This window comes from Nostoc sp. 'Peltigera membranacea cyanobiont' 232, from assembly GCF_002245985.1.
Classification (GTDB): domain Bacteria; phylum Cyanobacteriota; class Cyanobacteriia; order Cyanobacteriales; family Nostocaceae; genus Nostoc.
In genome coordinates, this window is record NZ_NOLK01000042.1 from 31,521 (window position 1) to 54,005 (window position 22,485).

Annotated in this window: 16 protein-coding genes and 2 pseudogenes; 11 read left to right on the forward strand and 7 right to left on the reverse strand. The window is 41.5% G+C overall.

What is annotated here, in order from left to right; genetic code table 11:
- The first annotated feature begins 33 nt into the window (after window positions 1-33).
- Window positions 34-5,079, forward strand: a complete 5,046-nt coding sequence (locus CDG79_RS16190; RefSeq protein ID WP_094343025.1) for an nSTAND1 domain-containing NTPase — start codon at window positions 34-36, stop codon at window positions 5,077-5,079.
- Window positions 5,080-5,182: 103 nt separating this feature from the next.
- Here CDG79_RS16190 and CDG79_RS16195 read toward each other — a convergent pair whose 3' ends face one another.
- Window positions 5,183-5,533 carry a hypothetical protein gene (locus CDG79_RS16195; protein WP_094343026.1) on the reverse strand — a complete coding sequence of 117 codons (351 nt, stop codon included), beginning with the start codon at window positions 5,531-5,533 and terminating at the stop codon, window positions 5,183-5,185.
- A gap of 767 nt (window positions 5,534-6,300) precedes the next feature.
- Here CDG79_RS16195 and CDG79_RS16200 point away from each other — a divergent pair.
- The 4 genes from CDG79_RS16200 (at window position 6,301) to CDG79_RS16215 (ending at window position 10,160) form a co-directional block, all read left to right on the forward strand.
- The gene (locus tag CDG79_RS16200; RefSeq protein ID WP_094327576.1) at window positions 6,301-7,134 is read left to right on the forward strand and encodes a photosystem II manganese-stabilizing polypeptide; all 834 of its coding nucleotides are present in this window, start codon (window positions 6,301-6,303) and stop codon (window positions 7,132-7,134) included.
- Window positions 7,135-8,091: 957 nt separating this feature from the next.
- Window positions 8,092-8,868, forward strand: a complete 777-nt coding sequence (locus tag CDG79_RS16205; RefSeq protein ID WP_094327574.1) for an RNA polymerase sigma factor SigF — start codon at window positions 8,092-8,094, stop codon at window positions 8,866-8,868.
- A 165-nt stretch (window positions 8,869-9,033) separates the two neighbouring features.
- Complete coding sequence (locus CDG79_RS16210; RefSeq protein ID WP_094343027.1) at window positions 9,034-9,906, forward strand: hypothetical protein; 873 nt, start codon at window positions 9,034-9,036, stop codon at window positions 9,904-9,906.
- A gap of 2 nt (window positions 9,907-9,908) precedes the next feature.
- Complete coding sequence (locus CDG79_RS16215; RefSeq protein WP_094327572.1) at window positions 9,909-10,160, forward strand: hypothetical protein; 252 nt, start codon at window positions 9,909-9,911, stop codon at window positions 10,158-10,160.
- 167 nt (window positions 10,161-10,327) lie between these two features.
- Here CDG79_RS16215 and acsF read toward each other — a convergent pair whose 3' ends face one another.
- On the reverse strand, window positions 10,328-11,404 hold the full coding sequence (acsF, locus tag CDG79_RS16220) for a magnesium-protoporphyrin IX monomethyl ester (oxidative) cyclase (protein ID WP_094343028.1): 1,077 nt from the start codon (window positions 11,402-11,404) through the stop codon (window positions 10,328-10,330).
- A gap of 423 nt (window positions 11,405-11,827) precedes the next feature.
- Between acsF and CDG79_RS16225 the strand changes: the two genes are divergently transcribed.
- On the forward strand, window positions 11,828-12,064 hold the full coding sequence (locus CDG79_RS16225; protein ID WP_442946211.1) for a TM2 domain-containing protein: 237 nt from the start codon (window positions 11,828-11,830) through the stop codon (window positions 12,062-12,064).
- A gap of 436 nt (window positions 12,065-12,500) precedes the next feature.
- Window positions 12,501-12,776, forward strand: a pseudogene (locus CDG79_RS16230) (hypothetical protein); the annotation flags it as partial.
- 54 nt (window positions 12,777-12,830) lie between these two features.
- Here the strand turns inward: CDG79_RS16230 and CDG79_RS16235 are convergent.
- Window positions 12,831-13,490, reverse strand: coding sequence for a DUF2996 domain-containing protein (locus tag CDG79_RS16235; RefSeq protein WP_094343029.1), 660 nt, complete (start codon window positions 13,488-13,490; stop codon window positions 12,831-12,833).
- A 220-nt stretch (window positions 13,491-13,710) separates the two neighbouring features.
- Window positions 13,711-14,766, reverse strand: coding sequence for a DMT family transporter (locus CDG79_RS16240; RefSeq protein ID WP_223278174.1), 1,056 nt, complete (start codon window positions 14,764-14,766; stop codon window positions 13,711-13,713).
- 253 nt (window positions 14,767-15,019) lie between these two features.
- Between CDG79_RS16240 and CDG79_RS16245 the strand changes: the two genes are divergently transcribed.
- Window positions 15,020-15,382 carry a hypothetical protein gene (locus tag CDG79_RS16245; RefSeq protein WP_094343031.1) on the forward strand — a complete coding sequence of 121 codons (363 nt, stop codon included), beginning with the start codon at window positions 15,020-15,022 and terminating at the stop codon, window positions 15,380-15,382.
- Window positions 15,383-15,620: 238 nt separating this feature from the next.
- On the opposite strand, the gene CDG79_RS16250 is transcribed toward CDG79_RS16245, so the two are convergent.
- Both CDG79_RS16250 and CDG79_RS16255 read right to left on the reverse strand, forming a co-directional pair.
- Entirely contained in the window at window positions 15,621-16,790 is a 1,170-nt protein-coding gene (locus CDG79_RS16250) for an NYN domain-containing protein (protein WP_094343032.1), read from the reverse strand.
- A gap of 63 nt (window positions 16,791-16,853) precedes the next feature.
- The gene (locus CDG79_RS16255; RefSeq protein WP_094343033.1) at window positions 16,854-17,726 is read right to left on the reverse strand and encodes a D-alanyl-D-alanine carboxypeptidase family protein; all 873 of its coding nucleotides are present in this window, start codon (window positions 17,724-17,726) and stop codon (window positions 16,854-16,856) included.
- A 389-nt stretch (window positions 17,727-18,115) separates the two neighbouring features.
- Between CDG79_RS16255 and mnmG the strand changes: the two genes are divergently transcribed.
- Genes mnmG through CDG79_RS16265 form a run of 3 tightly spaced genes read left to right on the forward strand, consistent with a single transcriptional unit; the run spans window position 18,116 to window position 21,606 of the window.
- Complete coding sequence (gene mnmG, locus CDG79_RS16260; protein ID WP_094343044.1) at window positions 18,116-20,038, forward strand: tRNA uridine-5-carboxymethylaminomethyl(34) synthesis enzyme MnmG; 1,923 nt, start codon at window positions 18,116-18,118, stop codon at window positions 20,036-20,038.
- Window positions 20,039-20,085: 47 nt separating this feature from the next.
- Entirely contained in the window at window positions 20,086-20,208 is a 123-nt protein-coding gene (locus tag CDG79_RS44850; protein ID WP_262985804.1) for a hypothetical protein, read from the forward strand.
- A 60-nt stretch (window positions 20,209-20,268) separates the two neighbouring features.
- Window positions 20,269-21,606: a hypothetical protein gene (locus tag CDG79_RS16265; protein WP_094343034.1), complete on the forward strand. Its 1,338-nt coding sequence runs from the start codon at window positions 20,269-20,271 to the stop codon at window positions 21,604-21,606.
- 204 nt (window positions 21,607-21,810) lie between these two features.
- Here the strand turns inward: CDG79_RS16265 and CDG79_RS16270 are convergent.
- Window positions 21,811-22,401, reverse strand: a pseudogene (locus CDG79_RS16270) (N-acetylmuramoyl-L-alanine amidase); the annotation flags it as partial.
- Window positions 22,402-22,485 lie beyond the last annotated feature (84 nt).

Genomic DNA, 22,485 nt, shown 5'->3' on the forward strand with positions numbered 1-22,485 from the left:
GCCTCATGTCCCATGCCCAATGCCTAATAATCAATGACTAATGACAAGCCGCTACGCATCTACACCAAAGAAAATCAGCATACTTTGCAAAGACTGATTAGAGCGATCGCACTTTCCGAAGGTCAATTTGCCCTGATTTTAGTTCGGTGTAACTATGGGCAATTACGCGAGCAAATGTTAGAAAATATTCACTCCATCACCAAAGATATCAATATTAGAGAAATTGTTCTCAATCCATCAACTACTTCTTTACACAACACAATAGTCTCAGAACTATCTTTAGATAATCCTGCTATCCTCACAGACTCTTTACCAGCAGCTGTTATGGTTTTTGGTCTTGAGTCAGCGATCGACCTAGAAAACTTACTTACAGGCATTAACCAAGCGCGAGATATCTATGCTGCGACTTTTCCATTTTCAGTGGTATTGTGGCTACAAGATGAAGTGGCATCATTGTTGTCCAGATTAGCACCTGATTTTAAAAGTTGGGCTGCAACCACAATTAAATTTGAAATGGCAAAAGCAGATTTAATTGCTTTGATCCATCAAGAAGCAGAATCTTTATTTACCAAAGTTTTAGAAGCAGGTGCTGAAACATTTTTATCTAATGCCTCCCTAGATTTAGATCCTAAGTCCCAACATCGCCACGAAATAGAATCAGCCCGTAATGATTTGCTGCGCCTATATGGTGTTCAATTAACACCAGGATTAGAAGCTAGTTTAGAATTTGTGTTAGGGCGAGATAAATACGCCAACGATCAAATTAATGGTGCTTTAGCCAATTATCAAAGAAGCCTAGCGTTATGGCAGCAGGAAACGAAGAGAGTAGCCGAGTGGGAGAGTAATTCTTCTTTTCCTCTCTCATATCCTCACCCTACCCCTCCCTCGTCTTTACTCAAGCAAGCAATAGTGCTATTCCACCTGGGGCTGTGTTATCACCGGATGGCAGACTTACATCACAATAGTAATAGTAGGTATTGCGAACATGCTCTCTTGTGGTTTAAACAATGCCTGGAGGTATTGGAGGGTGTAGAAAGAGAAGACTTAGTTGCTAAATTTATTTTGCCTGCTTGTGAAATGTTGCAACGTTTACAAGCTTGGGATGATTTAAAAAAATTAGCTCAAAAGTCATTACATCTACATAAAACCTATGGAACTCCTGCACAAATTGCTCAAAATTATGGTTTTTTGGCAAATGTGGCAGCTTCTGAGTCGAATTGGATACTAGCTCATGAATTAGCGAATACAGCACTTTCTATCTCCGAAGAAGCAACAGAAATTCCTCTACGAGATGCTTTGCGAACACGACGACAAGAAAGTTGGTATCTGCTCTTGGTTGCACGTACACAGAGACATCTAGGTGAATCAGAAGAAGCGATCGATAATCTGGAATGGGGAAGGGTAGTTTGTGAGCTACAACATCAGCCATCACTTTATTTAGAGATTTTAGAGGAACTGCGATCGCTTTACTTTTTTGAGCGTCATAACTATACAGAAGCCTTTAAGCTCAAGCAAGAAAAAATTAAAATAGAGCATCAGTATGGCTTTCGTGCCTTCATTGGAGCAAGTCAATTACAGCCGCAACTTTCTAGAATTAACCCAGCATTAGAATCTCAAAAAATACCGTTTATTCCTGAAGGAGTTGCCCAAGAAATATCAGCTTCTGGACGACAGCAAGATGTGAATCGGTTGATTGAAAGAATTAGTCGTGCTGACTATAAACTGACGGTAATTTATGGGCCATCAGGCGTAGGTAAAAGTTCAATTCTCAAAGCTGGTTTAGTCCCAGCGCTGATCGGAAAAGTTATCGGTGAACGCATTCCTATAGCTATTGTTTTATCTGTTTATACTGATTGGCTCACAGTCTTAATCAGCAGTCTCAACCAAGTGCTAGCATACACAGGAATATCGGTTAATCCTGACTCTACACCTACTATACTGCTAGAAAAAATTCGGTTAGCAGTCGAGCGAAATTATACAATAATTCTGATATTAGATCAGTTTGAAGAATTTTTCTTTATTAGTAATCCTCCCACACAAAGAATAGAATTTTATCAATTCTTTAGTGAATGCTTAAATATTTCTTATGTAAAAATTATTCTTTCATTAAGAGAAGACTATTTACATCATTTGTTAGAATTTGAACGGTTGAGCCAAAAAAATAGTATTGGACTATATGATTTAGGTATAATTAATAAAAATATTCTCGACAAGGATATTCGTTACTATCTAGGGAAATTCTCTAGTCAGGATGCTAAAGCCATAATTCACAGTCTTACTCAACGTTCGCATTATGAACTGAGCGAGGAATTAATTAACCGATTAGTCCAGGATTTGACAGGAGAACTAGATGAAGTACATCCAATTGAATTACAAATAGTTGGCGCTCAACTACAAATAGAAAACATTACTACCCTTGGACAATACAAGCTTTGCGGCGGCTCGGCAAAATTGGTTGAACGCTGGCTAGGGGAAGCGATCAAAGACTGCGGCCCGGAGAATGAAGAGTTAAGTTGGAAATTATTATTTGAGTTAACTGATGAAAAGGGCACGCGACCGTTAAAAACTAAAGCTGATTTAGCGGTTGCATTAGTTAATAACCACTATCTAGATACAATATCAAGCTTTGACATAGTTGGGGAACTGATTTTAGAAATATTGGTAGGTTCAGGTTTGGTATTGCGAGTCAGAGAAGAATTAGGCGATCGCTACCAGCTAGTTCACGATTATTTAGTTGAACCTATTCGCCAAAAAAACAACTATGGTATGCTCGCCGAATTTGAAAAAATCAAACTCGAAAAAACTAGAGCGGAAGTAGCCCAACAACTTAGTCAAAAGCAACTCAATTTAGTGTTGCAACGCCGACTGCGAGAAGCACGGATTGTAGGCGCAATCCTAGCAATCATGGGGGGAACAATAGCAGCATTATGGTGGCAAGCCGACTTGCAAAAAACAGCAGCAATTCGCCAAACTCTCCGAGCTGAACGCAGTGAAACCAACTTGAGAATTAGTGGAATTACTGCTGCTAGCGAAGCTCTATTTGCGTCTAATAAAGAGTTTGATGCTTTATTAGAAAGTTTGCGGGCTTGGAGAGGACTTAAACAAGCAGATGGAGTGCAACCAGATACTCGAATGCGGGTGGTGACAGCCCTGCAACAGGCAGTTTATGGGGTAACAGAAGTTAACCGCTTGGAAGGACACACCGATATTGTCTGGGGAGTAACTTTCAGTCCAGATGGTCAAACCCTAGCATCAGGTAGCCGAGATCGGACGGTGAAAATTTGGCATCCTGATGGTACTTTACTTCAAACCCTCAAAGTTCATACTGATGCTGTTACCTGTGTAAGTTTCAGCCCAGATGGTCAAACCCTAGCCTCCGCCAGCCTCGACAAAACAGTGCAAATCTGGCACAAAAACCCGGTTACAGGTGAATTTGACCCCAAGCCATATAAAACCCTGAAAGGACATAAAGATTGGGTTTATAGCGTTAATTTCAGTCCTGATGGCGAGTTGTTAGCTACTGGCAGTAAGGATACAACCGTAAAACTCTGGCGTAAAGATGGTAGCTTGGTAAAAATACTGAGAGGACATCAAGGTTGGGTTAACTGGGTAAACTTCAGTCCCGATGGTCAATTCATCGCTTCGGCTAGTGACGATAAGACAGTGAAAATCTGGCGACGGGATGGTAGCCTGGTTACAACTTTGCAGGGACATCGCCAGGGTGTGATTGTGGCTATTTTCAGCCCTGATGGGAAATTTTTAGCGTCAGCAGGTCGAGATAAGATAGTAAAAATTTGGCAGAGGGAGAGCAATGGCACTAAAGACGGTTTTGACTTTCGTCCTTACAAAACTTTACGGCACCATAGCAGCACAGTGTGGAGTTTAAGCTTTAGTTCCGATAGTAAAAAGTTAGCTTCCGCAGGCGAAGACAATACCATAAACCTCTGGAGTATCACTGGTACTTTACTCAAAACCTTCAAAGGACACAGCGATGCTGTTGTTAGCATCGCTTTCAGTCCAGATAATAAATTGCTGGCTTCAGGAAGTTTCGACAAAAGCGTGAAACTATGGAGTTTAAATGCCCCAACACCGTCTATTCTTCAAGGACATCAGGATCGAGTTTTGAGCGTTGCTTGGAGTCCCAACGGTCAGATGCTAGCTTCTGGTAGTAGCGATCGCACCGTAAAGCTCTGGAAACGGTACACCAATAATGACGAAGTGAAAACCCGACTTTACAAAACTTTAGTAGGACATAAAAATAAAGTTCCTAGTGTCAGTTTTGACCCCAAAGGTGAAATGTTGGCTTCAGGAAGTTATGACAAAACCGTGAAACTTTGGCGGCTTGACGGTACTTTAATCAAGACTCTCCACGGACATAGCGATAGTGTGATGAGCGTGAATTTCAGCCCCGATGGTCAGTTTTTGGCATCAGCTAGCAAAGATAAAACGGTGAAACTGTGGAACCGTCAAGGAAACTTGCTCAAAACTTTAGTAGGGCATCAGGGTTGGGTAAATAGCGTAATTTTCAGCCCTGACAGTCAGATTTTAGCCTCCGCTAGTGATGACCAAACTGTGAAACTGTGGAACCGTGAAGGTAAGTTGCTTAAAACTTTTTCGCCCCATGACAGTTGGGTTTTAGGTGTCAGCTTTAGTCCCACTGATGAGTTACTGGCTTCTGCCAGTTGGGATAACACCGTAAAACTGTGGCGACGGGATGGTACCTTGTTAAAAACCTTGTTAAAGGGGTATAGCGATAGCGTTAATGCTGTCACTTTCAGTCCCAATGGTGAATTGCTTGCTGCCGCCAGTTGGGACAGTACAGTGAAACTCTGGAGTCATGAAGGTAAATTAATTAAAAGTCTTAATGGGCATCGTGCTGCGGTGTTAAGTGTCAGTTTTAGCCCAGATGGTCAAACATTAGCATCAGCTAGTGATGACAACACAATAATTTTGTGGAATTTAAATCTTGACGATCTGCTTGTTCGTGGTTGCGACTGGGTAGGTGATTACCTCAAGCACAACCGTAATCTTGAAAAGCGCGATCGCCTTCTTTGTAATGGCATAACCCACAAATCCTAAGCAGAGGTGGGAAATTATCATTGACTAATGACTCTTAAAGCCTCAATGAGCAACCGCTCTTGGTTTAGCGGTTGATGAGGCGATCCGAGTTGTTAATTTCGAGCTAATCAGCAAAGGAGCGATCGCTTTCCAAAACTTCACGGCTATTTTCTTGGGGAGCCTCTTGTGGCAAATTTGCTAAAAAGGCTTGTAGCCTCATGCGCTCAATATAAGGCCAACCTCCCTCAGACTCAATATCTTTCAGCAGCGAGTAAAGTTGCCGACGGTTAACAGGCAAACTCTCTTGAAAAACCCCATCCCGGATCTCTCGATGTAATTGTTCTAGTTGCCGCAGCAAAGCCAAAAGAGCTACAGTATCGCCTTCACAATCCCGAACTGCATCATCCACTACAGTTGCGAGCGTTTGCAGTTTACAGGACAACTCCCCTGATTCCAGATTTTTGCGATCGTTCATCCCAGCCTTTCCGTATAAATGAGGTCAACTCAAATTTACCGGAGATTTTTAATTTTCCCTAGTTCCTCTTGACTCACTGCGTCCCCCCATCCCTTCACTTACCTAAGTAAGGGTTGAATATAACTAGATTTGTATCTTTATTAAAAGCAATTGCGATCGCTCCTAAAAGAGCGTAGTAACCTTTAGCATAGCCTCCACAGCAGCTAGATGCGATCGAGACGAGATTTTCTTTGATTTTGAGTACTTTGATTTTGAGTTAAAAAAAATCGTATGATCTGGCTAATTTACCCATCAAACAATGGGCTGTATGTAGTAGCGTCACATACATGATACAAAAAGACTTGGGCGACGCTGCTTTTGCAATTGGCAAAAGTAAAGTGCGAAGCAGACAACTCTCTTCGCACTCTTTGAGGCAAGCACTTATGCCGCTCTGTGTGGCGCTTACTCATCCACACGCCCAACTCTAACAAATGCTACCAACAGTAAAACTGCTGGTTTTTTGCTTCCCTAGTAACACACATCCAACATGGATGCAGTGTGTTACTCAGTCTGGGGTTTACATCCCAAGCTCAAGAGAACGACACGTTTAACTACGTTTAGCAGAGAAAAGTTTGAGTGGCGACTTCCAACCTATACGCCCGGACACTTGTTTAAACTCTGGCAATCAGAGCAATGCAGTATCCGATCGAGGATGGCTTCTCGTCAGAGATCAAAGCTTCGATGCAGTTTTACAACTTAGATATTAATTTTTGAGATTGAGGTTGACCATGAGGTATCGCGCTTTAATTGTTGCATTCTTGGCTTTGTGCCTGGGACTAATAACTGCTTGTAGTGATGCTCCTGCCACTAGTAGTAGAGATGTACTCACTTACGACCAAATTCGTGGCACTGGCTTGGCAAACAAATGCCCCCAACTAGCAGAAACAAACCGTGGCTCCATTCCCATTGATTCTAGCCAGTCTTATGCCATCAAAGAACTTTGCTTAGAACCAACTAGCTTCTTCATCAAAGAAGAACCTGCTAATAAACGCCAAGAAGCAGAATTTGTTGCTGGCAAATTGTTGACCAGATACACTTCCACTATTGACCAGGTGCAAGGGAACCTAAAAATCAACTCAGATAATAGCTTGACCTTTGTGGAAACCGATGGTCTTGACTTCCAAGCCATCACTGTGCAACTCCCTGGCGGTGAGCGAGTACCTTTCCTCTTCACCATCAAAAACTTGGTTGCTCAAACCCAACCCAGTTTGAGCAGTATTAACACCTCCACGGACTTTGAAGGTACTTTCAAAGTTCCTTCCTATCGTGGTGCTGCCTTCCTAGATCCCAAAGGTCGTGGTGTCGTGAGTGGCTACGATAATGCTGTAGCTCTCCCCGCCCAAGCGGATGATGAAGAACTTACCCGCACTAATGTAAAGCGTGCTGAAAATCTTAATGGCAAGATTTCTCTGCAAATCGCTAAAGTAGATAGCTCTAGTGGTGAAATTGCTGGTACTTTTGAGAGCGAACAGCCATCTGATACAGATTTAGGTGCTGGCGAACCCAAAGAAGTCAAGATTCGCGGTCTATTTTTTGGACGGGTTGAACCGAGTCGTGGCTAAATTCTCTGGACTTAGATAACTGACCTGGTATTCAGAACTGTAATTCTGTAAGCATCAGGTCTCATCACGAAAGTTAACTTCTTTGCCACCATTTTCAGGGCTGTTTCATTCCGATAAAAGCCTTACAGAGACGAAAAAAGACAAGAGAAAAATTCCTTTTTCCCTTGTCCCTAGTTTTTCAAGAGGCTTTGAAAGAATGAAACAGCCCTGCCTTTTTTTAGGGAGTAGATAGATTTTTACAAAGAGGAGAAAGGTTAAAACCCAATACCCTTGGGTTAGTGATATTTTTCCTCAAAAGATCCCCCCAGTACCAATACAGCTTAGTTAAGCATTTCTTCCTTCTCTGCGAAATGCTGCGCGTTTGCATAGAGTCTCGTAGAGATGGCGTTACCTTCGGCAAGCCTATCTGCATGCATCTACGTTAAAAAAATTTCCTTTGACATTGACCATTGATTGAACCGTATTGCCCCCAGTACAACAAAGGCTATCTCACTATTTGGTTTATTGGCTTGCGTAAATATACATACTTTATTCTAAATATTATTAGTAATTTTTAATTGTTGGATAAATCTTGTTTGAATGGACACGTAATTTTACTGTAAATCAAACTTTTACCTATCCCAAAACAATCCGACTACTGTTGTTTAGTTTATAAAAATTAGCTTCACCATTAATTAATTAAAGTTAAGTAAAATCCCGGTTTTATATTTAGTAATTAATTTTATATTTTATTCCTATGTAGTTTGAAAAACAGCTACAGATAATCCCCAAGATAAATAACAAACTAAATACCAATTTCGCTCATTTAAACTTTGCTCGATTGTCAAGCAACTCTATGGAATTTTTTTAGAAAAACGTTCTTGTTGTCTAGAGAATTTGCTATATAAATACAGCGCGATCGCAGTTGAGTTTAAAAGTGAGTAATTGATTGTTAATTTACTCAATAAATACGGTGCTATGCCTACCACAGTCACCAATGAACTAAAACATGAAATTTGGCAGTTGTTGCGAGAATATCAGCAATCTCGGTCAGAAAATGTTCGCAATCAACTGGTAAAACTCAATTTTGGACTTGTGAGAAAAGAAGCTCACTACTGGACAAATCAATGTCATGAAACCTACGATGATTTGATCCAGGTTGGATGTTTGGGCTTAATCAGAGCGATTGAAAAATTTGAACTTTCCAAGGGACATGCCTTTAGTTCCTATGCTCTTCCCTATATTCGGGGTGAAATTCAACACTATCTCCGAGATAAAGGTGTTACCGTGCGAATTCCTCGGAAGTGGTTAGCATTGCAACAGCAAGCAATAGGAGTGTCACGCTCTTGGCGTGAAAAGCATAATCGCCAACCAACAGACACCGAATTAGCAACAGCACTGGAAATTTCTCCAAACGAATGGCAAGAAATTAAATTAGCGTGGATAAATCGCGCTCCCTTGAGTCTTGATGTGCCAATCCAAGATGGAGAAGAAGGCTCTACCTGCTTGGGAGAATTGGTTCCAGATCCTCACTATCGCAGCTTTCAATTGGCACAAGAAGACCAACTCCGCTTGCAACAAGCATTGGTTCAGCTCGAGCAACGCACCCGCGATGTGTTGGAATGCGTTTTTTTACAAGATTTAACACAAAAACAAGTTGCAGAACATCTGGGAATCAGTGTCGTAACGGTTTCCCGTAGAGTCAAGAAAGGTCTAGATTTGATGAAACAGCTTATGGGTGTAGCAGACGATTAACTGCAAATAAACTAAATCCGCAGTTATGCTGGGCTGTTAGTGCTAAAAATAACTCTTGAAATCTAAAAAATTAGGTTATAAAGGGAACATACTTTGCCTTTGATAAAAATTTCAGGCATGTAGATATCCATTTTTTAATTTTCCAATGGCTTTTGAGAACAGCTCATGGGCAGAAATTCAAAAATTACAATTGCAGCTATTTTAACCTTAGCGATCGCTGGATGTGCTTCTGAAGATACACCACAAGCCATCAATCCTGCGCCGATTCCCAAAATAGCAGCGAAGTCGCCACCTGCGGCTCAATCCTTTAAGAATCCAGTGATACCTGCCAAACAAGTTTCACAAGTTACCCCCGGATCTGTTAGCTTGATTCAATCTACTAATGCTACAGAGCGGGCACCGTTAATTCTGGTATCAAAAGAGCGGACTGATCCGTTTGCACAAGTTTTCGGACAGATGGTTACTAGAGTGTCTACAACACCTGGAAGACCTGTTCCCGTGTTGCCTAAGCTACCGACTGCATCGATAGCAGTACGAAAACTTCCAACACGCAGCGTAGCTTTAAATCAGAATCAGAAAAATCAGAATCAGAAGAAAAATAACATTGCTTCTGTACCAAAAAAAGTCAATCCTACTTTGACTTCAGTTTTACCTAAAGTTTTACCTCAAGTTGTCTCTAACCCCACCTTAGTATCTGTACTGCCACCACCAGCACAACCTGAGTTAGCAAGGGCAGTTATTGTGACTGGTGTAGTTCTAATTAGTAAGGAACCGCAAGCAATTATCAAAGTACCGGATGAGCCAACGAGTCGCTATGTGCAAGCTGGACAGCGATTGGCCAACGGCGTACTTATTAAACGGATTGAAATGAATGGAGGCTCCAATCCGATTGTAATTCTTGAACAATTTGGTATAGAAGTTGCCAAAATGGTAGGGGAAGGGCCTGTCAACTCAACGCCATCAGCTACATCTGCTAATGGTAATCCTGTTTCAGTGACAATACCCTCCTCAAATCCTTTTAATGTTGGAGCTTCATAAAGATGGAGACTAAGGAAAAAATTGAATTTGCTGGTTTGCCTTTAGCTGTCTATAGAGAGATAGCAGCTCATTTGCGTCAAGTCGAAGGGGTAGAAGTGGATTTAATTCCCCAATCATCCCAACAGTTTGATTACAATCAAAGTCAAATTGGTGGCTTGTCTATTTCGTGGACAGCAAACTCTGGTTCAGAAAGTCGGCAACAAGTTAACCAAATTTTGGCTTACTATCAAAATCGCTATATGAATCCTATTTGATTTGTCAAAATTGAAGCCTCAGATTCCTGATTTCTTCGAGAAGTCGGGAATTTTGTTGTTCATGAATGATTAAGTAGAGGTATGGTGTCAAGCATTGACTGTTACAAGAAAAAAAAGTGGTTCTGCAATTAACAGAACCACTAAAGCTTTCGCAAACCTGTTATAAATTAACGAACTGCCCCTTGAGCAGAAACAGTATCAATCGGTTTCATTAGGTACAGCCTTAATAACTGCCAACCATTGGAGATGTAAAGTGGCAGTTTCTGGAAGAGTTGCAGTAATTTGGGAGTGTTAGAATTAGCGATCGCACCCAGCTTCTCATTATTGCTGATACAAGTATCCAAGCGCTGATAAAACTCTGGATTCTCTACATCCAGCATTAGAGGGAACACCCGACCGGCGTTTTCGTTGGTCTTCTGAATTACATGGATGTCGTATTCTCGTGCATCCAATCCCAGGGTGGCGTAAAAGTCCTTGCGTTGGATGTCATTGAGATACATTGTTGCAAACACCGACAATAAGAAGAACCGACTCCATAGCCGTGCTTTCCAATCATTCAACATTTGCGGCTGAGATTTCATGACCGCATCAAAGAAATCACCGTGACGGTTTTCATCCTGACACCAGTTCTCAAAGAACCGGAAGATTGGATAAACCCGGTCTTCGGGATGTGCTTCTAAATGGCGATAAATGGTGATGTAGCGCCAATAACCGATTTTCTCAGAAAGATAAGTGGCGTAGAAGATGAATTTCGGTTTAAAGAAGGTATAACTACGACTCTTAGTCAAAAACCCTAAATCTAGGGACAGATTAAAGTCCGACAAGGCTTTATTCAAAAAGCCAGCGTGACGTGCTTCATCCCGTGACATCAGGTTAAAACACTCTGCCAAGACAGGGTTTTTTCCTTTCAAGCGACGGCCGAGTTCTTTATATAGCAAAAAGCCAGAAAACTCTGCCGTACAAGAACGTTCTAGAAACTCAACGAACAACTTGCGAGTTTCCCCGTCAATATGATCCCAGGATTGGTCAAACTCGGCATCCCGAACAAAGTGATGGCGGTTGTAGTCAGTGCGGAATTCTTCGAGAATGGCTTGTAACTCGTCTTCATTGACAGAGATATCCATCCGCGCCATTTCATCAAAATCGGTAGTATAAAACCGAGGTGTTAACAGGGTTTCTTTTGCCGGGACTTTAATCCCTGGCCGGATTTCTTCAAAGCCTGGTTTTTTGAGGGAATCTACCATGTCTTGATTGCTCTTTCGTCTTTATTATCTTAAGTAGACCCTTCGGGTTCCGCAGTTTTTCATGGAGGGGAGACCCCTCTGAGCGACTGCCTCACCAGAAAGCCAAGGGTAATGTTCTGTTAAAGCGTAACAGCCCACAATAATCCAATTGTATAAAGTTCAGTCTACCAAGGTGCGGGTGAGAAATTTGTAAGCAAAAGATTAAGAGTTGCAACAATAATTCAATATTTACGGAACCAAGAATCGTAGATTAGTAGTCAAATAAACGTAGTTCAGCGATAAGCACTGTTTCGATCGAGGGGAGTAGCACGCACATCTGATGTTTTCAAAGCACTACTATCTCAGTATTATTATGTAGTTATTACTACAGCATGGACAATCCATCTTAGACAACAAGAGCAAATCCAAAAGGTTGAAAACAAGATGAATCTTGAAAACAATCAGCATAAAGACCGACTTCTTGTCTCTTACATTTTGTGTGCAGCATTCTTTTTCGGATTAGGAGGACTGCACCGTTTCTATAATGGCAAAATCGGGACTGGTTTGTTGTGGCTGTTCACTGGTGGTATGTTTGGTATCGGGCAGTTCGTAGATTTGTTTCTCATGCCCAATATGGTTGACGAATACGAACACAACCTAAGAGTGACGTACCTACACTGATGCAAGCATACAGTGTAGGCTTCTCAGAGACTCTTCAGTGAAGACATTACCTGAGCTTTGTTTTGAGTCCACGTCATGCCCTGCCGCAGACTATCAATTTCGTACCTTGAACCTTACAAGTTTTACTGTCCTAGATGAATGCTGGCTTATTTGCGCTATTGGACAAACCAATTGGTTACTTGTATTACTCAAGATGTGCCTACTTACTTTCGTGCTGTGCAACGGAGTCGCTTACTAATGATCGTAATGCCACTAGACAGAGGCTTTTCAGACACCAATGAGGGTGAAGCAAACCATTTGTATTATAACATATTTGCTCGTTTCCTCCATGTTCTACTCCCTTGCCTACGGCGAAGGCCTGTAGAACTGTCGTCAACTCGCACAGCATTCATCCCACGCTCCTAAGAGTGAGACGTGGGACTTCTGCTGAAATTAGTTAAAAGCGGGTGTATCTCCCTTCGGTGTGCCGTTGAACCAGGCAGTGGTTGCCTCTCAAGTCCACCGCCCAACAGGCAACCAACTGATGATTAAATTGATTGAAGCGGCGGAAAGCAAGGGTGGTATTTTAACCGTCACTCAAGGCGTTAAGTTCACGGGAGCTAGCTTTGCTGAAGTAGAAGCTACTCTCAATGAGATGTACAAATCAGGTTATGTAAAAATAGATAACGACCCCAATACTGGAGCCGTTACCTATCATTTCCACGAACTTTAAATTGTCATTAGTCCTTTGTCAAAAACCCAATGACTAATGACCAATGACCAATGACTAATTTATACCTAGCCACTTTTGACCGTCCAAGCGCTGAACTAAGCCAAATACCAACAAATCGAGCGTAATTTTGCGCTCATCGATTAAGAATGACTCAAGAGTGCTAGGTTTTTTGCCTTCATTACAGGAAAATCCCTTTTTCCCTTGAATATCTTCTTCGGGGAAATACAGGTTAAACTGACGCGCACCTGTTTCTTTCCAAGTGCCGATAATTTGCCAGCATTCTTCAGCAGATTCAAAGCCAGTAATTGGCAATTTCTGCTTGGCAAAAGACACCTGTAAATCTTGCACACCTTGTTGAGCGATCGCTTTTTGTAAAGCTGGCAAGTAGTCTTGCTCAATAAACTCTACAAATGGCTTATCTTCAACAGCTGGGGCTTTTTCCTTTTTGGCAGCTTTAGCTGCGGGGGGTTTTTCTTCTGTTGCGGCTGCTGCTGGTTTTTCCCCTACTGCGGCTTTGGCTGCGGGTTTTTCTCGCTTGGGGGGTGTCGCGGTTGGTTTAGCAGCGTTTGAATCTGGCGCGTTGGCAGTAGGAAGGTCTGTGGCTTCAGGTGAGTCTGTACTCGGAGCGTTTTCTTCAGCCACACTGGGAGCTTGCTTGTCAACAGTGCTGGGAGCTACTTCTCCCGCTTGATTGTGATTGGTTTGGTCTGCCATTGCTCAGGTCAATCCTTTAATCTAGCTTTGGGAGCGATCGCTCACCTTGATATATCTGGTATTTTTATTTTGACATACTAGTGCAGCAGGGCAGTAATAACTGTACGGTTAAAAATAACGCAAAGGCTTAGGGCATAAGCTTTCTTTCCTTCTGTCCCCTATGCCTTCAATTTTAGATTTTAGATTGTTCAACCCAAAATCTAAAATTCTTCCGCCTGATTCAAATTCCCTTGAATCCCATATCAGCTTCTACCTGTTGCTGTGCCGCAGTAGAATTTACCTTGCCAGACGCAATGCTAGAAGTCTTACGCCAAATTCCAAACTGGCTGAAAAATATGCCTACTAAAATAACGCTACCGCCAATATATTGAGGTAAGGTAGGGGCTTCACCCAAAATAAAATAGGCTGCTATGATGCCCACAATTGGGCCAAATGAGCCAATTAATGAAGCTGTAGATATAGTACAAGTTTTCAAGCCTTTAATCAAAAAAGACTGGCCTACCACCACAATCAACCCACCATATAAAAACATCCATTGCCATAAGAACGGTGAGAGGGCATTAGCGAAATGATCGCTGCCATAGAGGACTAAAGCAATGAAGAAAAAGATTATGGTTCCTAGTGCAGTCCGAAAAATGCTATAGATTCCCAAAGGAATTTGCGAAAGGTATTTCTTACCAATAATGGTAGAAGCAGTTCCAGCTATAGACGCTACTGCTGCTAAAACTTCCCCTATGCCTAAACTGAAACCTCCCATATTCATCATCGTATCTGTTGGAGGCTGAAGGATGATAGTTAGGATAACACCGACAAAGGCTGCGATCGCTCCGATAAATTCCCAAATATTTACCCGTTCTCTCAATAACCAGACTGATAAAGCCAGAGTTAGCGGCGGTTCCAAGCGTCCCACCAAGATGATATTGTTCACCTCTGTGAGTGCAAGTGCCTGGAAAATTAAGCCCGGAGCCAACGCTCCCGATAAAATAGCTACTGCTGTTAGACTGACCCAATCTTTCCTTGAGAGTTGCTTCAAAGTAGCTTTGTTCCACTGTCGCCCATAGATGAGGATCAGAAGTATCAAGGCGCAAAGGTTTCCCACAAATAAAACATTACACAAAGAAATCGGATTGCGATCGCCGATAAAATGTTCAGCACCAATTTCTGTTAGCTTCCGGGTAACTGCACCAGATGCGGCAAAAATTAGCATTGCCAGCCAGAGATATGTTTGTCCTGAAACTCTATCAACTAGGTGATGTCGTCTTTTGGGTCTAGTCACAATAACACCACTGCAATAAAAGCATTGCCCATTATAAATTGCCGCCATTCTTAACTGAATGAGGTTTTGTTGAGAAAATACTTAAATTATGCTGTGATTTTGAGTTCACATCATTACCTGAGAAAGTGCTGAGAATCAACTAAGTTTTCTCAAAGGATAAATTCATGAAAATAGTGGCTTAGTTTCAATAAGCTCTCACTGCTACCTGAGATGCTTGGGATGTTCAGGATAAAACAAAAAAGAGAAGTAACAAATGAAACTCGCACCCTTACTTACAAGCGTAGCCTTGGTTGGTTTTTTCACAGTTTGGGACGTACCATTAAAAGCGATCAATCCGTCATTAGTGCAGGCATCAGCAGCCGAAGAGATATCTGTAGCCCAAAAACTAGATTTGCTGACTAAAAGTAAGGGTCAGATTGGTAGTGGCGATCAACTTCGTCGTTTCTTTTTTGGTGATTTGGAGCCAATCGGTATCCAGATAGGTGGTGCAGGTCATGTAGTTAATCTTTATAACAAAGCCAATGATGTCACATTCGCTTACTGTTCGCATTATGATGTGATTGTAGCGATTAAGAAAGGTAAGGTGACTAAGTTTGAACCCAGCGAAGTGAAGTAACTTAATATGCCTAAGCTAGGTGCTGAAAATTTGAAAAACTGTAATATCGTAGCTAGCAAAAGGAGCAGAGTTTTCCCTTAATGTCGCTATAAACTACTACCTTTGAAAACAGTCTTCTTGAAACCGTGTGGACAAGGGGTATGAGTTCTTTTTCCCCTTGTTCCCTTGTCGATGTTGAGAGTTTTATAGGGAAAATGTTGGGTGCGATCGCAGTTTCTGCTTTGCCTGAACCGTGCGCTTAGGAGGATATTTTGGCACTTAAGGATTTTGGCAATGGTTTAGTGTTTAAATCTCCGTGGGGAGCAGGTATCGGTATAAAGCGATCGCAAACAGATTTAAGAATACGATTAATTTGTACTTCGTAAGCACATCCAATTACAGTTTTTCCATATTCATGGAGCTTTTTAGCTAAAGCGGCAAATGCACCATCGCCTGATACAATAACGAAAACTTGCAGTGTAGGACGACTCTGAGCTAATTCCATGACATCAATGGCTAGTTGCATATCTGCTGCATTCCGTTTGTGACTATAATCAAAAATTTGAATCGCTTCAATACCAAGTTCTTGAATCTCATTCTTGAGTAGCCTTAATCGAGAATCACTCCAGTCAGCATAAGCACATTGGATAGCAATTTTATTAACTATATTAGTGTTTTCCAGATTTGTTTGAATTTGTTTGAGAGAAAAATTTAAGTTCGGGTTGCTTCTACCCATTGTTAAATTTTCAATATCATAGAAAATAGCTGTGTTGAATTGCTCAGTCTTCGGCGAAGTGTTAGCAGTATTAGTAACTTGCTCTACGCGAATCTGACGCTGCTTTAACTCTTGAAACTCAGGTATTAAAGACGTTATTCTTTGTGTTGACTCGGAACTTACTACTTCCTGTTTTAACTGCGTAATTGTTGTTTTTAAGTCATTGACTTGCAGCTTTGCTTGTTGTAAGTCTTCTTGCAATTGCTCAGTTAATACATTGATTTGAGTCTGGCTTTGGAAAGTCTGCTCTCGAAGTTCACCAATGGTTGTAGAGAGAATTTGCTGGCGTTGCTGATAAGCTGTTATCAAAACTTGCTGGACGATATCCCATTCTTTAGGAAAAGCCTCATGGGTAACAATCGGTAAAACTGTTTCATAACCAGCGATCGCAATTCCCAAATTACTCGCAAGATTCCCTTGTTCAAACTCTTGAATAATGGTACTCAGTTTGATAATGACCCTAGCTAAATTAATAGCAATGGCAGGTTCTTTAGCAAAGCGATCGCTTACCCATTTTCGCAGCATTAAAGCTAAATCATCGTTGAGTTTACTTAAGTTATGTTGCAGAATTGGATATACTTCCTGATTTTGATAAGTCGCTCTTAATAAATCAATTAGGAAGTTTTGCTCCTGGTTAGCAGCTTCATTTGGCATAGCTAAATCCCTGACAATACATCTTTTAGCTTAGTATTCCCAAGTTGTTATGCTATTTAACAATCAAAGTGGTGTAATCCAATAAATAATGCCTCTAATAGCTTGTTTCTTAAAACCAAATAGAGGTAAATTATCTTCAGTTAAACCTACATAAGTCCAATGTGGAACATCATTTTCTACAGTTTGAAACCAACCATTTTGATTGAGAGCTTTTCTTTGTTCTTTACTACCTACGCGTAAATCAATTGCTAATCCCCAGAGATGTTGTGAAGTTCCGGGAGGTGCAACTAAACCTAGAATTTTTGTTTCTTTGCCCTGTTGAACTTTTGCTAAAGTTTGATTATTAGCATATTTTTGCCAAAATCTTAAATTTGTGTTAAAAGTGCGAGTACAATCACCAGAACCATAACCAGATTTTAGCGGTATATGTTGTTTAACTTGCGCTTTATTTAGAGCATCAGCCGCCGATTTTTGTAAATAACAATCATTAGTATTATCAACATGAACCATTGTTAAAGTAGATTGAAACTCTTGGGTTTCATGTTCGTTAACAAGGATATTTTTTGGCGGTAGTTTAATTCCAACATCTTGATTTACAAAGACTGCGCCATAAGTTCGCAGCAAAGTATATTCATAAGTACCAGGCTGGGGAATTGTGGGTAACTTCTGGCTAACCGCAGATAAAAAACGCTGTTTTCCATTTAGTTCTGGGTTGGGAATAAATGGTTTAGATGTTGTTTCTTTAGAGGTATCTATACAAGGTGATGAACCAGTTATCGAGCATACATTTAATGGTTGAGCAGTTCTAGCAAATTGATGGTGGGTAATCTCATTACTAGCTACTAAGACAAAAATCATCCCGATAACTATACCGATAAAACTTGCCTTTCTAAAAAATCTAGTAATATTTTTTTGTTTTCTGATGGTGAGCTTCATTTTTAAATAATTGTTTAGTTTATTCAAAGATCCAAGGTAATTAACTTCTTGATAGTTCTGTTATTGATGACTTCAAATCCTAAATATTTTATTGTTACTGAATTTGAATTTTATCCTAATTAGACAAATTATCGAATACATACCAATCAGGGATTAGATTGTATTAATAACTAACTATATGAACAATAGCTGTGATAAATAACCCGGAACGTTGTCACAAATTTTAAGAAATATTATGTTTTTGGTTTAATACTCAAGTTTAAAAATAAAAAATTGTCTCTAATTGAGTACTAGTAAATTTGATAACTTTTTTATTAGAAAGTTACATCCATGAAACCACTGGAACAGTTAAAATTGAAAAGAACTCTAAGCTTGCCGATCCTGTAAGTATGACCATGCACAATTCCGTTGAATTCCAAGACGCTTTTGATGTCATAGTCGTCGGTGCAGGTCACTCCGGTTGCGAAGCGGCTCTGGCCTCTGCACGCCTCGGTTGTCGTACCCTGTTATTGACGCTCAACTTGGATAGAATCGCTTGGCAACCCTGTAATCCAGCAGTGGGTGGCCCGGCCAAATCTCAGTTGACTCATGAGGTAGATGCACTCGGCGGGGAAATTGGTAAAGTAGCAGACCGTACCTACCTGCAAAAACGTATCCTCAACTCTTCACGAGGGCCTGCTGTTTGGGCATTACGCGCCCAGACGGACAAGCGCGAATATGCAGCAGTGATGAAGAATATTGTCGAGAACCAAGAAAACTTGACAATTCGCGAAAGTATGGTGACAGATTTGGTGCTGGGTGCTAATGATGAAGTTATCGGCGTTGAAACTTATTTTGGTGTAGGTTTTCAATGTAAAGCTGTCATCTTGACAACTGGCACTTTCTTAGGGGGCAAAATTTGGGTTGGTAACAAATCAATGCCAGCCGGACGCGCTGGAGAATTTGCGGCTGAGGGATTGACACAAACCCTAAATCGCCTGGGATTTGAAACCGGAAGACTCAAAACTGGAACCCCAGCACGGGTAGACAAGCGATCGGCAGATTATAGTAAAATGCTAATCCAGCCAGGGGATGAAGATGTTCGCTGGTTTAGTTTTGATCCAGATGCGTGGGTAGAACGGGAACAGATGCCTTGTTATATCACCCGCACCACCGCCGAAACCCATCGCCTAATTCAAGATAATTTACACCTTTCGCCAGTTTATGGCGGTTGGGTGGAAGCCAAAGGGCCGCGTTATTGTCCCAGTATTGAAGATAAAATTGTGCGCTTTGCTGACAAGGAAAGCCACCAAATTTTTATTGAACCAGAAGGACGAGATATACCCGAACTTTATATCCAAGGGTTTTCTACAGGGTTGCCAGAAAATTTGCAACTGTTTATGTTGCGGACTCTTCCCGGTTTGGAAAAATGTGTGATGCTGCGTCCAGCTTATGCTGTGGAATATGACTATTTACCTGCAACTCAGTGTTACCCTACACTGATGACCAAGAAGGTTGCCGGACTGTTTTGTGCTGGACAGATTAACGGCACTACAGGTTATGAAGAAGCGGCAGCCCAAGGGCTGGTGGCAGGAATTAATGCGGCTCGATTTGTTAGTTCTCAAGAAATGATTGTCTTTGCCCGCGAGCAAAGTTACATTGGAACGCTAGTTGATGACCTGTGTACAAAAGACCTACGGGAACCTTACCGGATGCTCACCAGTCGGTCTGAGTACCGCTTATTACTGCGTTCTGACAATGCCGACCAACGTTTGACACCCTTGGGACGAGAAATTGGTTTAATTGACGATCGCAGATGGGATCTATTTACCCAAAAAAAAGCAAACATTACCACAGAAAAGCAAAGATTGCAAACTATACGAGTTAAAGAACATGATGAAATAGGAATAGCGATCGCATCTAATACCCAACAAGCAATCAAAGGTTCAATTACCCTCAATGACTTACTGCGCCGTCCGGGATTCCATTACGTTGACCTCGACAGGTTTGGACTGGGAAACCCCAACCTCAACCGCGCCGAGAAAGAAGGTGCAGAAATTGACATTAAGTATTCTGGCTATCTCGCTAGGCAACAAAATCAAATTGACCAAATTGCCCGCCAAGCGCACCGCCAGTTACCTGCGGATTTGGACTATACAACAATTGATACTCTTTCCAAAGAGGCACGGGAAAAGCTAACTCACGTAAAACCACTCACTCTTGGTCAAGCTGCACGTATAGGTGGTGTAAACCCAGCCGATGTTAACGCTTTATTATTATATTTAGAATTACGTAGAACTAAGAGCCAGCAAGAGTTTCCAGCGTTAGCTTAACACAAACTTGATAAAGACTGAGTATAGTAGTAGGGAGGGAGATTGGTATGATAGATGACATAAATATTAGTACTGCTATCATCAACAATCCCCAGATTAAAGTTCATTTTAATACCAGCGCTCAACCAACTCGTCTCAATAAGACGGCGGATTGGATATTTCATCTGTAATCCTAATTCCCAGGCAGTAGGCGCGGCGTTTCCTCGTCCTAGCAATAACCCAGAAAGTCTATGTTACAAGAAGCCAGCACCCGTCTCATAGTACCGGAACCATCAGAAGACTTAATCGCCAACGAGCCTTGGTCGATAGAAAACTATGCTGATGGCCTAATGGATGAACTGTTTGCCGATATCGACTACATTCTGGATGTTAGTGATAATCTGCCTTCGCAAACCGTTAGGCACGCTAGACAGAACAAATCGAGTCAGTCTTTTGCTGGGGTTTCCTCCCAAGCTCAACGCCAGTCACCTTCAGAATATGTACCTCTGCAAACAGTTACGATCCCGCAGATTATCTTACCAAACGGACAGTCAGTTGTTCAAGATAACCACAAGCACTTGAGTACCGTTGTCTTTGATAACGGCACCATTAAAGCAGTTAGTAGAAAGCGTCAGAAAAGTAGTCGGACTTTGGGCAAACTGCTGATTATAGGAACAACTTTAGGAGTGGCGATCGCTAGTATTATCTATCTGGTGCAGTCTGGAGTTGTATATCTTTTAAATACCAACTTAACTCAGCAAGCTCTTCTAGCGCCGCAATCGCAGTTGCCAACAAAAGTAGAAATTGAGGCAGATTTGGTTGACTATATGCTGGGAGCGCTGGCAGTTATAGACAAGCAAGAAGTAAAAAGCAATCAAAAATCTCGCGCGGGATTCATCAGTCAGACAAATACTAATCAAATAGCCTTTGGTAACGGGCAAACGACTGGTAATTTACCACCACTTCCACTTCTAGCTAACAATATACCACCAGCCCTTAACCGTTCTGGCAGTGTTGTTGAGCGGATCTACGTTCCCGTTTATCAAGCGCCGTCGCCAATGCGCTACGCCCTACCGGCGATTCCTGGAACTCCTACACTCATACCAAAAGTTGCCAGCGCATTCCAGGGATCTCAACCTAATGTTGTGAAAAGTGCCCTGAATACAGTGCGGCAAGCTGCCAAGCCTGTAACCGTCAGTATGTTGGCTGCGGCTGTGCAAGCAGAACTTAAACCTGTCGCTGGACGAACTGCACCTATTACCGTGCGGCAAACACCCAAACCTCTGCCTGCATTACCAGTGGTTCCATTACGTGCAGCACTCGCGCCAGAGTCAGAACCAACTATTACCCAGGAACAAGTATATCCGGCAACTGCGATCGCAGTTGCTCCGAGTAATACCTTAGAAGGATTGCTAGAGTTAGGTAACAAATCTGCCGCTTTGTTTAAAATTGACGGCGTGACTCGCCGCATCAATATGGGTGAAAGCATTGGCTCAAGCGGTTGGACACTTGTAGAGGTTAGTAATGGCGAAGCAGTCATCCGCCGTAACGGTGAAGTGCGATCGATTTACGCAGGGCAGAAATTGTGAAATCCAATAGATCGAACTCACCAAGAATTTTTGCACTTTCAATACCAGCTTGTAGAAATATTGTTGCTAAATCTTTATGAAAGTAATTGTTTACTAAATCATCTAGTAATGATGTATTTCTACTATTAAAAACTATTTGCATAACCCCGGCTTCCTACTCAAGTCGGGGTTCTAGATGTTAATGAATGATTGAAATAGAATTAGTTAATCTTTTTCTATAACTTTGGCATGTCCAGCAAAAACAAAATGCTCGTTTCTGTTTCCTTGACTTTTATCAGGCCACTTAACCCAATAATGATTTTCTTCAAAACGGACATCTAAAATTGGGTAATCTCCTGGTTCAATATCAAAGATAGAATCTTTTGCTAAGTCTGATGCCTGTTCTGTAGAAGGCTTCAAGAAGGTTTTCGTTGTAATTTCTAAAACGTATTTTTTATCAAATTTAGGTTCAATCGTCTTAGGCTTACCTATTAATCCATCTTTAATTGCTTCCGCCATTTTTTCAACATCAAATAGATCCATATCTACCTTGGCATCACAAAAGCAGCACTCAATCAAAATAGCTGGCATTTGTGTATTCTTTAAAACAAAGAAACCTGTATCTTTGACTCCTCTATTAGAAAAACCAAGTTGAACAATCTCTTTGAGAACTGATTCAGCAATACCTTGTGATGCATTACTAATGGCGTAAACTTCTGTGCCATGAGCTTTAGCGTTAAATTTATTAAAGTGAATCGCAACATAGACATTAACGTTATTGGCATTGGCCTTATTAGTTCGTTGTCTCAGAGAATCAGTTACACTACTAGCGCTTGTGGGAGTGCAATATCACTGCATCTCGATGCCATCTTTTAATTTGGTTCTCAATTTCTGGCGGTA